Here is a 16,164-nt window from a genome sequence, read left to right as displayed (position 1 = left end):
ATAATATTCTATATAAAAATTCGTCCTATATTAAATATTAAGAAGGATACTACCCATGCAAGAACTAATTGGTATGATACTGAAAGTAAAGTGAATTTAATTCCATATTCTTTTTTCATAGCACCAAGTACAGATATACAAGGAGTATATAACAGCACAAATACTAAGAAAGAAAGAGCTGAAGCAGCATTGAAATATAAAGGTAACATGGCGCTTAAATCACCAGCGAAAATTACCTCCATAGAAGCAACAACAGTTTCTTTAGCAAGTAAACCTGTTAAAAGAGAAACTGAACTTTGCCAATCACCAAAACCTAATGGTCTAAATATCGGAGCAATGAATCCTCCAATAGAAGCTAATATACTATCATTAACATCAACCATACCAGTAAAATTAAAGTTTGATAGGAACCAAATTACTACACTCATAGCAAATATAATAGTTCCAGCTTTAATTAAGAAGCCTTTTGCCTTTTCATAAACTTGTTTTGATATGTTTTTAAGAGATGGTCTTTTATATTCTGGTAATTCGATTATAAAAGGTTCTTCATCTTTTTTGAAAATTGTATTCTTAAATAGTATTCCCAAAATAAATGCTAATATTACACCTAATAAATAAAGTCCAGCTACAACTAAGACCCTATAATCAGGAAAGAATACTGATGCAAATATTGCATAAACAGGTAATCTAGCATTACAACTCATTAAAGGAACTAATAAAGCTGTAAGCTTTCTATCTTTTTCACTTTCCAGAGTTCTAGCAGACATTATAGCAGGAACGGTACACCCAAAACCAACTATCATAGGTATAAAAGCTTTTCCAGAAAGTCCCATTCTTCTCATTAATTTATCCATTATAAATGCAACTCTAGCCATATAACCACTATCTTCTAGTATTGAAATACAAGTAAATAGTGCTAGTATTATTGGAAGTAGTACTAATATTCCACCAACCCCTGCGACAATACCGTCAACTATTAATGATTGGAACCAAGGTGACGTATTAGATAAAAGATCTGATATATATGGTAGTAGTGAATCATTAAGCAATCCATCTAACATATCAGATAAAGGCTGTCCAACCCACGCAAAGGTAATTTGAAACATTAATGCCATTATTATAATGAATATTGGATATGCAAGCCAAGGATTTAATAAGAAGTTATCTAATTTATCTTTAAAAGATTCTTCATTATTACTCTTAGTTACACTAGATTTTTTTAATATATCTTCGATAAAAGAATACGCTTCTTTTTCAGTTTTGAACTGATAATCATTATCAGCATCATTTATTAAAAAATTATCAGATTTTAATGCAGTCTTAATATCCTCTATACCTTCTTCTTTAGAAGCTATTATTGGAATAACAGTTATATTTAGAAGCTCTGATAGTTTATTATAATCAATATAAATACCTTTTCTTTTAGCAACATCAATCATATTAACAGCTAAAATTATAGGTTTATTAAATTGTTTCAATTGAGTAGTCAAATATAAATTTCTATCTATATTTGATGCATCAACTATATTTAGTATTACATCAACTTCATCTGTTTCTAAAAAATTCTTAGAAACTTTTTCTTCATTAGAGTAAGTGTCCATTGCATAGATACCAGGTAAATCAACTATTTTGATATCATCAAAAAAACCTTCCTTTTTATCTACAGTAACACCTGCCCAGTTTCCCACTCTTTGATTGGCGCCAGTTAAACTATTGAATAATGTAGTCTTTCCTACGTTGGGATTACCAAGTAATGCCACTATTTTCATGTTGTATCCCCCTATAAACTTAAGATTATATTTTTAGCGTCCTTTTTTCTAATAGCTAGGTCAAATCCTCTTAAATTAACAATGATAGGATCGCCTAATGGAGCAATTCTTTTTAATTCTATTTCAGTACCTTCAATACAACCTAAAGCAAATAATCTTTTAGCAAGTTTATCGTCGCCTTTAATAGATTCTATTTTCCCTTTTTCGCCTAATTTTAAATCGCAAATACTCATTTTTCACACCTCGTATTGAAAATCATTATCATATATACATACTAATATAATAGCAAAATCATAAAAAATAGTCAATACTTTTAAAGAGAAATGAGAATAATTTTCACAAGTGCTGGGAAAAATAATAATTTTCGATTATATTAACATATACTCATTGAGATTAATAGTATAGTATAGAAGTATATATACATAAAGATTTTAACATTAGAATAAAAGATGCTATAATTAATATAGTAATATAAAGAACAAGTAATCATTAAAAGGTGATAATAAAGAGGAAGAAAGAGTGGTATTGTGATAATTCGTGAAAATATAGTAGAGGTTAGTGAAATATCCAAAGAGTTTATTTTAAGAACTGATAATATATGTAAAGACCAAGATGAACTGATATTTTTTGATTTAGAGCATTATGTTTATAAAAAACCTAAGTGTATTGGTGTTTTTGGTGCGTGTATATTTAATAAGAAAGATAAAAAACTACATGTTACTCAATATATGATTGAAAATAAAAATGAGGTTGTAGATATATTAGTTTTAGCTAAAAGGTACTTTATGAGTATGAAGAAAAAGGGGAAAAATTCTATAGTTACCTTTTCAGGAAATAATGATTTTACTGTGATAAATTATTTGTTTAAAAAATATAATATCCATTATGATTTTTCAAAAGAATTTCAAGATATAGATATACAAAGAGAATACGAAAGAGTCTATGGACATTCTATAGGATTGAAAAATTTAGAAAAGGTCTTTGAGATTTCTAGAGAAGGCGAAGTTATAAGTGGTTCTAATTTAGCTAAAACATTTCATAAGGTTTTAAAAGATAAAGAATATATTTTAAGAATACCTAGAGAAAAGGTTGAAAATATACTTTTATATAATGAGCAAGATGTTACTAATCTTTATAATATTTTTACACTATGGAATAAATTCATAGTTGAGACTAAAGAAATTAGTGATGAAGATGAAGTTAAAGAAGAAGATAATAGTGATGATGTAGGGAATGAAGAAGTATTACAAGTAAAAGATAGTGATGAAGTCAAAGAAGAAATAGAAATTAAAGAAGAAACAAATAAAGAAGTTATTAAAAAAGTAGAATGTTAAAGAGTAAAAATTGATTGTTTTAAAAGGGGTAGTGAGACAGTAGATAGTTTTGTGTAAAAACAAATCTATCTACTGTTTTTTGATGTACAGGAAAGTATAAAAATTTTTAAGGCTAAAAGTTAGATATTATCTAGCTTTTATTTACTAATATTAGAAATTTTATTACCATCAGATGAAAGGACTGTAGTACCATCAACATCTGTTCTATACACTTTAATTTTCTTATCTTTTAATAAATTAAGGGTTTCCTTATGAGGATGACCATATTTATTATCACTAGCAAGTGAAATCACTCCGATTGAAGGATTGACAGCTTCGAAGAATTCTTTAGAAGTTGATGTAGATGATCCGTGATGTCCAAGTTTAAGTACATCAGCTTTTACATTATATCCTTTTTTAAGAACCTCTTTTTCAGATTTACTTTCTGCATCTCCGGTAAATAGGAAAGAGTTATTTCCATATTCTATCTTTATAATAGGAGAATAATTATTTAAATCGTCATAAGTATCCTTATTAGGAGCTACAACAGAAACTTTTGTGTTTTCTCCAAGATCTATGGAATCAGTACCAGCCTTTATAGTAGTTATCTTTAAATTTTTCTTAACTAAAGCTTCAACCATTTTTTCAAAAGTTTTAGTAGTATGTTCAACTTTAGGAGCATAAAATTTATTTACATCGTATTTTTTTATAACATCAGCCATATTTCCTATGTGATCTTCATGGGGATGGGTTGCCACCACATAATCAAGTTTAGTTATTTTTTGTGACTCTAGATAAGAAAAAAACTTATCTTTACCATCTCTTGGACCACAGTCAATTAGCATATTTTTATCATTAACCTGTATTAAAATTGAATCTCCTTGCCCAACATCTATATAATGTACCTTCATAGTTTTATTATCTGGAATAGTACCTTTTGCTACATCAATATCACATCCAACAAAAATAAAACAAAATGATAGTACAAAAAGTAATAAAATTGATAATTTCTTTTTCAATTAAAATACCTCCATTATTAAATTTTAAGACTTAAATAAGTTTAACATTATATTATGTATATGGAAAGAGAAAGTTGTCGTTGAAGAATATTTTCGTTATTAGTATAATAACATTAGGTAAAACAATACGATTTATGGAGGGAAAAATGATAGGAATTTTTAAAGGAATACATTATTTATTATATATGATAGTTTTAAGACTAAAGGCTATTAAGCTTTGGTACATAAGAAAAACTAAAGGAATAGAAGCAGGATATGAATATAGCGCAAAAGTAGGGAGAGATTGGGCAGATTATACTATAAATAGAGCAATAAAAATGAATGTTACAGTTAAAGGAAAAGAAAATATACCAGATAGAGCTTGTTGCTTTATAGGAAATCATACAAGTATCTTAGATATACCATTACTTATGGATTCGGCAGAAAGAGCTATGGGATTTATAGCTAAAAAAGAGATGCTTAAAACTCCAGTTATAGGATATTGGATGCAACAATACCATTGTGTACCATTAGATAGAGAAAATGCAAGAGAGGCTATAAAGGTAATACAACAAGGAGCTGAAAATTTAAAAAACGGATATAGCATGTGTATATTTCCAGAAGGAACAAGAAGTAAAGATGGTAAAGTTCAAGAGTTTAAAAAGGGGAGCTTAAAGTTAGCTACTAAGGCAAAAGCACCAATAATACCAGTATCAATAGATGGAGCTTATAGAGCTTTTGAAATAGATAGAAAATTTAAAGCTATAGATATAACAATAACTTTTGGAAAGCCAATATATACAGATAATCTTAATAGGGATGAAGAAAAAGCATTAGCAGATAGGGTTAGAGATATAATAGTAAAAGAATTAAATCAAGGTTAAAGATAATAAAAACTTCTAGGATATTTTCTTAGAAGTTTTTATTATGTAGAAATTTAGTATTAAATTTATTAAAAAGAACTATTGAAATTAAAAATGTTCGTAGGGGGTAGAAATAAAAATAAAAAAATAAGGAAATATTTCGATAAAATTAATAATTTTATAAAAGGAGATTGATAAACTTCTAATGTATATGTTTTCAAAAAGGGTTTTAGATAGAATTTGATAATAATTTGTGAAAAATGCAAAATCATTCTTTTAAAAATTGCATAAAATATGTTATAATCGAATTGTTAAGGTCAAAAATAATAAAAAATGAAATATTTAATTAACATAAAATTCATAGAGGGGGCAAATTATGCGTAAAGAATTTTCAATGAGTAATGATAAAATATTAATAAACTTTACAGCGAAATATTGTAACAATTTCGAAACATTATTAGAAAGTGAAGGTTTTAGAAGGGTTGTAGAGAGTTATCTACGAATTTCTAAAAGTAGACTTTCCTTAAGTTGGAAATATCTAAAGGATGGATTAGATACAGGAGATATTACAAAGATAAGAAAAGATATAAGTAGAATATGTAAGTATTGTACGGTAATGAGTGTCGAAGAAATAGTTGAGGCAAATGAGAAATATAAAAAACTTTTTGAGGATAAAGATAACTTTATAGCATTTATTGAAGATTTTTATTTATTCTGGAGAAGATTAGAAAGATATACTATAATTCACAGTGATAAAGTTCAACAAGGGTTAGCAGCAATGAGTTTTACAGAAGCTAACTCAGAATTTTCTAATTTAATATTAAAATTATATAGAAAAATAGAAAAGAATGTATTAGGATATAAGCCAAAAGTATTTAGACAAATACCAGCTGGCGGAAATTCATCTTTAATGATTAATAGAGTTTTATGGCCAATACCAAAGGGATATGAAGCTTTAGAAGATATTAATTTTATAGATAGCATTTTATTAGAAACACCATTTATAACTTATCCTAAGAAGAATACTAGAAGTGGAATGTTTAAAGAAGTATATGAAAACCCATTAAGATATGCAAATTTAAATAAAGAGCATTGGTTCTGCTATCCAGCTAAAGTAGGAGAATTATTAGCATTTATATATTTCCACAGAGATTTTATGGAACATGGAATTACTTTATGTAATTTATTTGAAATGGCAAGAAGTGATGAATATAGAGGTAGAAAGCCAGATTTAGTTTATGTGTTTGGTGCTACAGATGAAGATGATAAAGTTAAAACTGTATTCTATGATGATAAAGAAAATGATGTTATGATAGGATATGTAAACCACTCAGAGGAAGTAGATTACTTTGGTTATATGAAGAAGATGACATTAACTCTTCACAACTTAGTTATGATAAAAAGAGGTTGTCTTCCAATACATGGAGCAATGGTTAATATTGAATTAAAGAGCGGTAAGCAAGCTAATGTTGTAATAATGGGAGATAGTGGAGCTGGTAAATCAGAAAGCTTAGAAGCCTTTAGAGCATTAAGTGAAGATTATATAAGTAATATGACTATTATATTTGATGATATGGGAACATTTAAGAATATAAATGGAGAAGTATTTGGATATGGTACTGAAATAGGTGCATTCGTAAGATTAGATGATTTAGATCAAGGATATGCATTTAAAGAAATGGATAGAAGTATATTTATGAATCCAGATAAGATAAATGCTAGATTAGTTATGCCAGTGGCACCATATAAGGAAATTGTAAAGGGATATAAAGTAGATTTATTCTTATATGCTAATAATTATACTAAGGTAGAAGAAGGAGAAACTTCTATAGAATACTTTAAGACTCCAAAGGATGCAATTAGTGTATTTAAATCAGGAGCAAGAATGGCTAAAGGAACTACTTCAGAAACTGGTTTAGTTGAAAGTTACTTTGCGAATCCATTTGGTCCAGCTCAAAAGCAAACAGAAACAAATATTTTAATAGAAGAATATTTTGATACTATGTTTAATGATAATATTAAGGTTGGACAAATAAAAACATGTTTAGCTGTAAAAGGTCAAGAAAAAAATGGACCAAGAGCAGCAGCTATAGAATTATTTGAAATAATAAAAAATCTTTAAAAATAATTAAGCCTATCATTTAAAATGATAGGCTTTTTTATGTCTATATCTTATCGGTTGTCATGCTACCCTTTGCAAAAAAGGATAGTGAATAAAGTCCAGCTAGACCTACTAGAGCATAGACTACTCTACTAAACATAGTCATGGTACCAAATAAAGCTGCAACAAGATCGAATTGGAAGAATCCTATAAGACCCCAGTTAACGGCACCGACTATAACCAAAATAAGTGCTATTGTGTCTAGAATTTTCATAAAAAACACTCCTTTTTTAATAGGTTTTTTCACTAAATATTTTAACCTAGAGGAAGGTTTTTTATGCAAATAGACACTAAATAGATATATTTCTGTCTATAGGTTGTTCTAGAGAAATAAATGTATCAGTTCTTTGAATTCCATTTATAGAATTTATTTTATTTAGTAAGATATCTTGAAGGTCTGAAATGTTTTTGCAAATAACTTTAGCAAATATTGAATAATTTCCTGTTGTTAAGTGTAATTCAACAACTTCTTTTATTTGAGATAACTCATGAAATACTGAAGAAAAAGATTCAGTTTTATCAACATATATTCCAACGAAACAACATACGTCATAACCTAGCTTAGGAAGATTTAATAGTATTCTAGTACCTTTTATTATCCCAAGTTCCTCCATTTTTTTCATTCTTACATGAATAGTACCACCACTAACATGACAAATTCTAGCTATCTCTAAATAAGGAGTCCTACAATCCTTTATTAATAAGTCTAATATTTGAAGATCTAGTTCGTCTAATTGATAGGTTTGATTTAAACCCATATAATCACCCCTCGTAATGATTTTATAATTACTTTTTTATTTTATCAAAAAAATACACAAAATAGAAGAAAAAAAAGTAAAAGAAATTAAAATAAATTTGTTATTTTGATAAAAAAGTTAATAAAATCAAAAAAAGCCACTTTAACCCGGTGTTTTATAGACAAATTTTTATGTGCGTAAATGTTACAAATATTTAAAAATTATATTACTTGCATGTAAAGGTAATTTCTTTTAATATATAATTATAGGTGAATATAGGAGGATAAAAGTTATGACAAATATATTGTTTATGATAGCATACTTTGCAGTTATGTTAGGAGCAGTCATGTTAATGTTCACATTAGGAAGAAAATATGTTTTCTCAAAAGTTAAAGTTAACAAATGGTTATTATTAGGCATATCTGTTGCGTTATTTGCAGTTCAATTTTTATTTAAAACTACAAATCCATGGATTAATATACTATTTACTTTAGTTGTAGTATGGTTCTTTATATGGTTCTTAGATATTCAAGCTACAGGGGGACCAAAAAAGCAAGAAAAGAAAATTGAAATTAAACCTAAAGCTAAACCAAATAGAGTTAAACATATGCAAAATCAAAAAAATAAATAATGTTAACATAAATACAAAAAGAGCTGTAATTTATTTTACAACTCTTTTTGTATTTTAAGATTCATAAGAATTACCTAAAACTTCTTTTGCTGACTCTACAAATATTGGAGAACTAATAGCAATACGATTATTTTCCTGAACTACCTTTATAACATACCAAGTTTCATTTTCCTCATGTTTATGTTCATATATATACTTAATATGATTTAAATTAATTTCATCTATGTCTTTAATTGTAGTACCTTTGTTACTTATAATACTAATTTCTTTTATTCTATATCTAATATCCTCAGCATAAATTAGGAATTTTAGTTTATTATCAGAAATTAGTATAGTTTCCCCCATAAAACTATCATTTATAGTAAAGTAAAATTTTAAAAATCTAGATTCTGTAGAGTAAGTTCTCATAGCTCTAAAGGAATCTACTAAAGCAGATTTAGAAAGTTCATTACCAATATAGACTGTTAAATTTTCAGAATCTCCAAAGTTTATCTTATGATTATCTTGACCGTTTATTGCTCCTAACTTCCATCCTGCATCAAGTAAATTAAAATAATGCTTATCATGTCTTGTATATTTTGCAGCTGGGTTACCATTTCCAACCTCTATGGAGGTAATAAGTTTATTTAAAATAGGATTATAGGATAAATTTCTAATATTTTTATGAGGATGATTTATTGATATAAAAGCATTTTCATTATTTAACATCCATAATAAAAGTATTTTTATATCTTTTACTATACCAGTAAAAAAGGTTGAAGAATTCATTATATTTAAATCACCATAGGAATCAGTTTTGCATTCAAAGCCTACTAGTGGTAAAAACTCTTCATATTTTTTCATAAGCCTTGAAGCATAGTAATGAGTTCCTTGCCAACGGGTATAAATTGAATCTTTAATAGATACTTTATTAGATAAAAATGAATTATGATCTGTTACAAACATAAAATTAAGTCCTGCTTTTCTTCCATACTCGTAGGCTTCTAAAGGGTTGCCTTTACCAGTAGAAAAATTTGTATGGCAATGAGGAATACCATAGTAAAATTTTAAGTCGTTTTGATTAAATCCTTTAATTTCCTTGTGTTTCTTTTTTCCCAAAATAAGCCTCTCTTAAATTATTACTTATTATATATATAGTATTAAATGTGTATAAATAATGACAATAATATCATAGGATGATAAAATAAGTTTAGTTTAAAGGAGTTGATTTTATGAAAAAATTATTTGACGGTAAGGAACCTTGTATACATAAAACTTGCTATGTATCAGAGAGTGTTGATATAATAGGAGAAGTTGTTATTGGAGAGGATTCTAACATTTGGTTTGGAACAAGAATTAGAGGAGACATGAATAAAGTTATTATTGGTAAGAATACTAATATTCAAGAAAATTCAGTAGTTCATGTAGATACAAATTGTCCGTCTATTATTGGAGATAATGTAACTGTAGGACATGGAGCTATAATTCATGGATGTGAGATTGCTGATAATGTTTTAGTTGGAATGGGAAGTATTATATTAAATGGAGCTAAAATATCTAAAAATACAATTGTGGCAGCTGGTTCTTTAGTTTCACAAGGAAAAACTTTTAAAGAAGGAGTACTTTTAATGGGAAGTCCAGCTAAAGTTGTAAGAGAACTTACAGAAGACGAAATAAAAAGTATTCAAACTTCAGCAAATAACTATGTAAATTTAAGTAAGAAATACTTATAAATTTAGGAGGAAAAATGATAAAAATAGGTGAATACAATGTTTTAAAAGTAAAAAGAGAAAAAGACTTTGGGTTTTATCTTGGAGATGAAGGAAGAGATGAGGTCTTACTTCCTAAATCCTTAGCAGAAGGTAAGGGAATAAAAGAAGGAGATGACATAGAGGTTTTCGTATATAGAGATTCTAAAGATAGACCAGTAGCTACTTTTAAAACTCCTTTAGCAAAGGTTGGAGATGTAGCGTATTTAAAGGTTGTCGCTCAAGCGAAATTTGGTGCCTTTATAGATTTTGGATTAGATAGAGATATTTTTGTACCAATTAAGGAACAAAGATTTAAGCTTCAAATAGGAAATAAATATTTATTTTATATATATTTAGATAAAACAGGTAGAATAGCAGCAACTACAGAAGTTGAAAACTATGTATATAATGCTAAAGAGGAAGAAGTTATATTTAAAATTGGAGATGAGGTTACAGCTCAAGTTTATTCAAGAACTCCAGCTGGTACTTTAAATGTGGCGATAGATTCAAAATATAAAGGATTAATTTTACCTAATGAATATTATAACGAAGTATTCCCAGGAGAAGAGTTACAGGTTAGAGTTAAGAGATTATATGAAGATGGGGTTATAGGATTAACACCTAGACAAACAAGACTTAACGAAAGAGATAAACTACAAAATGATATACTAAAGCACATGGAAAAGAATGGTGGGTTTATGGAGTTTAATGATAAATCAAATCCAGAAGATATAAGAGCTACTTTTAAAACAAGCAAAAATTATTTTAAAATGGCTCTTGGTGGACTAATGAAAGAAGGTAAAATTGTTCAAGAAGAAGAAGGAACAAGATTAAAATAGGAACTAAAAAAGTAAAACTTTCATATAATTATATGAAGGTTTTATTTTTATATATAAAAAGTTTGACTTCATTACTTTAGTGTGATAAAGTAATGATATAGTAAAGTGATAAAGAAAAGGGTGATAATATTATGTTAAAAAAGATTATAAAAAATATTATAAAAAATATTATAGTTGTATCATTGTTTGGGGTAATAGCTATTGGATTAGTAGGATGCGGAAATGTTGAAAATAGTAAAATTACTACTATAGATAAAGATGAATTGATTATAGGACTAGATGATACTTTTGTACCACTAGGTTTTAAAGATGAAAATGGTAAAACAACAGGTTTTGATGTTGACTTAGCAAAAGCAGTTGGAGAAAAGTTAGGAAAAGAAATAGTGTTTCAAAATATAGATTGGAGCATGAAAGAAACTGAACTTGATAATGAAAATATAGATTTAATATGGAATGGATATTCTATGACAGATGAAAGAAAAGAAAAAGTTGATTTTTCAAAAGCATATTTAAATAATAGACAAGTTATTATAACGTTAGTAGATTCTAAAATTAAAACTAAGTCAGATTTAAAAGGAGCATCAGTAGGTGCACAAAATCAATCAAGTGCGGTAGATGCAATAGAATCAGATGGGGATACAGTATCTACATTTAAGAATGGAAAAATAGTAACTTTTGAAACAAATAACGAAGCGTTAATGGATTTAGAAGCAGGAAGAGTAGATGCAGTAGTTGCAGATGAGATACTTGCTAAATATTATATAAATCAAAGAGGAGCTGAAAAATATAAGGTTTTAAGTGAAGACTTTGGAAAAGAAACGTATGGTGTTGGGATAAGAAAAGGAGATACAGAATTATTACAGGCTATAAATAATGCTTTTAATGAAGTAATAAAAGATGGAACTGCACAAAAAATATCAGAAAAATGGTTTGGTGAAGATATAATAGTTAAGTAGTTTACAATAAGGAGGAGTAACTGTGACGTTAGTAAATGATATAATTAGCCTTATTCCACAAATATCAGAAGGCTTAAAAATGACACTTGGTGTATTTGTTTTGACATTGATATTATCAATTCCATTAGGAGTAATAATAGCTCTTGGAAGGATATCAAAAATAAAGATTATAAAATCAATTACTGGATTATATGTATTGATTTTAAGAGGTACTCCTCTGTTATTACAAATTTTATTTGTATTCTTTGGATTACCTTTAATAGGAGTTAGAATTCCAAGATTTACAGCAGCAATTTTAGCAATGGTATTGAATTATGGAGCTTATTTTGGAGAAATATTTAGAGCAGGAATACTTTCAATAGATAAGGGACAATTTGAAGCTGCAGAAGTTTTAGGATTAACACCTAAAGACACATTCTTTAGAATAGTACTTCCACAAGCTCTAAAAAGAATATTCCCACCTGTAGCTAATGAAGTTGTTACTTTAGTTAAGGATACAGCATTAGTTTATGTAGTAGGGCTAGATGAGTTATTAAAGGTAGCTAAAATTGCATCAAATAGAATATCTTCAATAATGCCTTTTGTAGTTGTAGCAGTAGTTTATTTAGTTTTAAATGGTTTGTTAACTAAAGGCTTAGAAAAAATAGAAGAAAGATATAACTATTATAATTAGGAGGGAATAAGATGTTAAAGATAACAAATCTTAAAAAAAGCTTTGGAAACACAGAAGTTTTAAAAGGTGTAAATTTAGAAATAAAAGCTGGAGAAATCCTTGTAATAGTTGGTCCTTCTGGCGGTGGTAAAACTACTTTATTAAGATGTGTAAATGGTCTTGAAATGTGTGATTTTGGTACTATTGAGATAGATGAAAAAAAATTATGTGATAATGGAAAATATGTAGATAAAAATAAGTTTAATGAAATAAGAAGAAATATAGGATTAGTATTTCAAAACTTTAATTTATTTCCACATATGAGTGTTTTAGAAAATATTATAGAAGCACCTCAAAGAGTGTTAGGTGAAAATAAGGTTGAAGCAATAAAAAAAGCTAAAGAAATTTTAGGGTTCTTAGGACTTAAAGAGAAAGTTAATAATTACCCTTGCGAATTGTCTGGAGGTCAAAAACAAAGGGTTGCAATAGGAAGAGCATTAGCTTTAAATCCAAAACTTATGTGTTTTGATGAACCAACATCAGCTTTAGACCCAGGATTAACAGGAGAAGTTACAAATCTTATAAAGACTCTAGGAAAACAAGGAATGAGTATGCTTATCATAACTCACGATATGGAATTTGCAAAAAATGTGGCAGATAAAATATATTCAATGGACAAAGGGATTTTAACAGAAGGCTTAATATTTGATAATGATATAAATTAATTTTAAAAGGGATATATCACTAAGTCTGATATATCCCTTTTAATTATTTAAGCTTTATTTTTATCGCTAGATCTAAAAAATACTTTTATTATTTCATTAATAATAAATGGTATTAATGAAATTCCAATTACTATTGTCCAGTCTTTTAGAGTTAATGCATAAACTTTAAAGATTGAAGCTATAAAAGGTATTGATATAACTAGGAATTGAAGAGCAATTCCAAAGGCTAAAGATCCTATTAGCGATTTATTTTTAAATATTCCAACTTGGAATAATGATTTAGTTTCATTTCTCATAGCTAAAGAGAAGAATAATTGTGAAACACTTAAAACAACAAAGGCCATAGTTTGTGCATGTCTTAAGGAATCAGGATATAATTTTTCACCTAATTTAAATGCAAAAAGAGTAGTTACACCTATTAAAATACCATTTATTATTAGTAGTTTTCCCATTCTTCCAGCAAATAAACTTTCCTTAGGATTTCTAGGTTTCTTATCCATAACTCCGCTATCACCAGGGTCTACACCTAAAGATAGAGCAGGAAAACTATCAGTAATTAAATTTACCCATAAAATATGAATTGGTAATAAAGGGGTATCCCAATTAAATAAAATCGCAAAGAATAGAGCTACTACTTCACCTAAATTACAACTTAACAAGAATAGTATTGATTTTTTTATATTATTAAAAATATTTCTACCTTCTTCAACAGCTTTAACTATAGTAGTAAAATTATCATCAGTTAAAACCATATCAGCAGCACCTTTAGCAACATCTGTACCTGTAATACCCATTGCAACACCAATATCAGCAGCTTTTAATGAAGGGGCATCATTAACACCATCACCTGTCATAGAAACAATATTTCCATGAGATTTAAAGGCTTTAACTATTTTAACCTTATGCTCTGGTGAAACACGAGCAAACACTCTAAAATTATTAACTATTTTAGTAAACTCCTCTTCAGTATAAGTATCTATTTCACTACCAGACATTGCCTGGGAAATATTTTCGGCAATACCTAATTCTTTAGCTATTGCAACGGCAGTGTTTTTATGGTCTCCAGTAATCATTATAGTTCTTATACCAGCATTTTTACTTTTTGTTATAGAGTCTTTTACCTCTACTCTTGGAGGATCAATCATTCCCATTAAACCAACAAAAATTAAATCTTTTTCTAATGAATCAATCTCTACATGTTCATTTTCAATTATTTTATATCCTAGGGCAAGAACTCTAAGAGCTTCATCAGACATATCATTAGAAGCCTTTAAGACTTTAGCTTTAAGCTCATCTGAAAAATCTTCAATTTTACCATTAATTAAAATCTTAGAAGAAATTTTTAAGATACTATCTATAGCTCCTTTTGTAAATACAGAATCCTTATTATCATATTTATTTACAGTAGTCATTAGTTTTCTATCTGAATCAAAAGGAATTTCATCAACTCTTTTATGGATAGAATTTAAATCTTCTTTAAAGATGTTGAATTTATTACCTACATCAAGTAATGCAATTTCAGTAGGATCTCCAGTTTGTGAACCATCTTTAGAGGTAGCATCGTTACATAATATCATACCTTCAACAAGTAGTTTAGAAGTATTTTCTTTAGTATCTATTTCGTCTAAATTTTTTAGTTCACCATTAACGAAATATTTTTTAACAGTCATTTTATTTATAGTTAAAGTCCCTGTTTTATCAGAGCAAATTATATTAACAGAACCAAGAGTTTCAACAGCAGGAAGTTTTCTAATAATAGCATTTTCCTTTATCATTCGTTGAACACCTAAGGCAAGTACAATAGCAACAATGGCAGGAAGTCCTTCAGGAATAGCTGCAACAGCTAAACTTATAGAAGTCATGAACATTTCCATAAAGTCTCTTCCTTGAATCATAGAAACTACAAACATAACTAAAGAAATAGCAACAGCTGTAAAACCTAAAATTTTGCCAAGCTCAGCAAGTTTCTTTTGAAGTGGTGTAGTATCATCTTCCTCAGCATCTAACATTTTTGCAATTTTACCAATTTGAGTATCCATACCTGTAGCAACTACAATACCATTTCCTCTTCCATAAGTAGCTAAAGTAGACATAAAAGCCATATTGTGTTGATCACCAACAGGTATATCATTTTCACTATTTAAAATTTCAGTTGATTTTTCAGAAGGAAGAGATTCACCTGTAAAAGCAGATTCCTCAATTTTTAAGTTAGCAGATTCTATAAGTCTTAAATCAGCAGGTATATATCTACCAGCATCTATAATAACTATATCACCTACAACAACTTCTTCCGATGGAACTTCTATTATCTGTCCATCTCTTTTAACTAATGCTTTAGGAGTAGACATGTTTTTAAGGGCTTCTAAAGCTTTCTCAGCCTTTGATTCTTGGACAACACCTATAATTGCATTAACTAAGATTACAATTAAAATAATAATAGCATCACTAACTTCGCCCATAAAAGCAGAAATAACAGCAGCTGCTAGTAAAATATAAATCATAACATCATTTATTTGGACAAAAAATAGTTGTAGCATAGACTTTTTCTTTTTACTAGCAAGTTTATTTGGTCCATTCTTTTCAAGTCTAGATTTTGCTTCAGAGGAGGATAAACCATTTGTAGTATTTGAACCAAATTCTTCTATGATATCCTCTATATTTTTGTTAAACCACATTAAATAACCTCCTATTTTGTAAATAATGTAAATTAAAAATCTACTATAAGTATAGCATAAATAGTTTAAAAATATTAATACGTGGGAAAAAATGTAATTTACTTTATGTTGTATA

16 protein-coding genes are annotated in these 16,164 nt (G+C 28.0%); 9 read left to right on the top strand and 7 right to left on the bottom strand.

The features are described 5' to 3' along the window. Positions 1 to 8: 8 nt before the first annotated feature. Both feoB and BTM21_RS07425 read right to left on the bottom strand, forming a co-directional pair. Positions 9 to 1,769 (bottom strand): ferrous iron transport protein B, encoded by a 1,761-nt coding sequence (gene feoB / locus BTM21_RS07430; protein ID WP_079481260.1) that lies wholly within the window; start codon positions 1,767 to 1,769, stop codon positions 9 to 11. Positions 1,770 to 1,780: 11 nt separating this feature from the next. Then, entirely contained in the window at positions 1,781 to 2,002 is a 222-nt protein-coding gene (locus BTM21_RS07425) for a FeoA family protein (protein WP_021875334.1), read from the bottom strand. 294 nt (positions 2,003 to 2,296) lie between these two features. Here BTM21_RS07425 and BTM21_RS07420 point away from each other — a divergent pair, with 294 nt between their 5' ends. Continuing rightward, positions 2,297 to 3,103: a ribonuclease H-like domain-containing protein gene (locus tag BTM21_RS07420; RefSeq protein ID WP_021875335.1), complete on the top strand. Its 807-nt coding sequence runs from the start codon at positions 2,297 to 2,299 to the stop codon at positions 3,101 to 3,103. 137 nt (positions 3,104 to 3,240) lie between these two features. On the opposite strand, the gene BTM21_RS07415 is transcribed toward BTM21_RS07420, so the two are convergent. Then, positions 3,241 to 4,101 (bottom strand): ComEC/Rec2 family competence protein, encoded by an 861-nt coding sequence (locus BTM21_RS07415; RefSeq protein ID WP_021875336.1) that lies wholly within the window; start codon positions 4,099 to 4,101, stop codon positions 3,241 to 3,243. A 146-nt stretch (positions 4,102 to 4,247) separates the two neighbouring features. On the opposite strand from BTM21_RS07415, the gene BTM21_RS07410 reads away from it, so the two are divergent. Together BTM21_RS07410 and BTM21_RS07405 are read left to right on the top strand one after the other, a co-directional pair. Then, positions 4,248 to 4,964 (top strand): lysophospholipid acyltransferase family protein, encoded by a 717-nt coding sequence (locus tag BTM21_RS07410; protein ID WP_079481261.1) that lies wholly within the window; start codon positions 4,248 to 4,250, stop codon positions 4,962 to 4,964. 355 nt (positions 4,965 to 5,319) lie between these two features. After that, positions 5,320 to 7,065: a phosphoenolpyruvate carboxykinase (ATP) gene (locus tag BTM21_RS07405; protein ID WP_079481262.1), complete on the top strand. Its 1,746-nt coding sequence runs from the start codon at positions 5,320 to 5,322 to the stop codon at positions 7,063 to 7,065. 43 nt (positions 7,066 to 7,108) lie between these two features. Here the strand turns inward: BTM21_RS07405 and BTM21_RS07400 are convergent, their stop codons facing one another. Then, complete coding sequence (locus tag BTM21_RS07400; protein ID WP_079481263.1) at positions 7,109 to 7,318, bottom strand: DUF378 domain-containing protein; 210 nt, start codon at positions 7,316 to 7,318, stop codon at positions 7,109 to 7,111. A 76-nt stretch (positions 7,319 to 7,394) separates the two neighbouring features. After that, on the bottom strand, positions 7,395 to 7,862 hold the full coding sequence (locus BTM21_RS07395) for an Lrp/AsnC ligand binding domain-containing protein (RefSeq protein WP_021875340.1): 468 nt from the start codon (positions 7,860 to 7,862) through the stop codon (positions 7,395 to 7,397). Between the two features lie 271 nt (positions 7,863 to 8,133). Between BTM21_RS07395 and BTM21_RS07390 the strand changes: the two genes are divergently transcribed. Further along, entirely contained in the window at positions 8,134 to 8,472 is a 339-nt protein-coding gene (locus BTM21_RS07390) for a hypothetical protein (protein ID WP_079481264.1), read from the top strand. Between the two features lie 54 nt (positions 8,473 to 8,526). Here BTM21_RS07390 and BTM21_RS07385 read toward each other — a convergent pair whose 3' ends face one another. Then, complete coding sequence (locus tag BTM21_RS07385) at positions 8,527 to 9,570, bottom strand: CehA/McbA family metallohydrolase (protein ID WP_021875342.1); 1,044 nt, start codon at positions 9,568 to 9,570, stop codon at positions 8,527 to 8,529. A gap of 113 nt (positions 9,571 to 9,683) precedes the next feature. Here BTM21_RS07385 and BTM21_RS07380 point away from each other — a divergent pair, with 113 nt between their 5' ends. From BTM21_RS07380 to BTM21_RS07360, 5 genes are all read left to right on the top strand, one after another. Further along, on the top strand, positions 9,684 to 10,184 hold the full coding sequence (locus BTM21_RS07380) for a gamma carbonic anhydrase family protein (RefSeq protein ID WP_096145397.1): 501 nt from the start codon (positions 9,684 to 9,686) through the stop codon (positions 10,182 to 10,184). A gap of 14 nt (positions 10,185 to 10,198) precedes the next feature. Further along, positions 10,199 to 11,041 carry a CvfB family protein gene (locus BTM21_RS07375; protein ID WP_021875345.1) on the top strand — a complete coding sequence of 281 codons (843 nt, stop codon included), beginning with the start codon at positions 10,199 to 10,201 and terminating at the stop codon, positions 11,039 to 11,041. Positions 11,042 to 11,172: 131 nt separating this feature from the next. Beyond that, positions 11,173 to 11,997 carry an amino acid ABC transporter substrate-binding protein gene (locus BTM21_RS07370; RefSeq protein WP_021875346.1) on the top strand — a complete coding sequence of 275 codons (825 nt, stop codon included), beginning with the start codon at positions 11,173 to 11,175 and terminating at the stop codon, positions 11,995 to 11,997. Between the two features lie 22 nt (positions 11,998 to 12,019). Further along, positions 12,020 to 12,670: an amino acid ABC transporter permease gene (locus BTM21_RS07365; RefSeq protein WP_274536740.1), complete on the top strand. Its 651-nt coding sequence runs from the start codon at positions 12,020 to 12,022 to the stop codon at positions 12,668 to 12,670. An 11-nt stretch (positions 12,671 to 12,681) separates the two neighbouring features. After that, on the top strand, positions 12,682 to 13,374 hold the full coding sequence (locus tag BTM21_RS07360) for an amino acid ABC transporter ATP-binding protein (RefSeq protein WP_021875348.1): 693 nt from the start codon (positions 12,682 to 12,684) through the stop codon (positions 13,372 to 13,374). Positions 13,375 to 13,421: 47 nt separating this feature from the next. Here the strand turns inward: BTM21_RS07360 and BTM21_RS07355 are convergent, their stop codons facing one another. Beyond that, the gene (locus BTM21_RS07355; protein ID WP_021875349.1) at positions 13,422 to 16,049 is read right to left on the bottom strand and encodes a calcium-translocating P-type ATPase, PMCA-type; all 2,628 of its coding nucleotides are present in this window, start codon (positions 16,047 to 16,049) and stop codon (positions 13,422 to 13,424) included. Between the last annotated feature and the right edge of the window lie 115 nt (positions 16,050 to 16,164).

The sequence above is a fragment of the Clostridium chauvoei genome, from assembly GCF_002327185.1.
In the GTDB taxonomy this organism is placed as follows: Bacteria; Bacillota; Clostridia; order Clostridiales; family Clostridiaceae; genus Clostridium; species Clostridium chauvoei.
The sequence above is the reverse complement of the archived record's forward strand: the minus strand, read 5'-3'. Positions and strand labels throughout refer to the sequence as shown.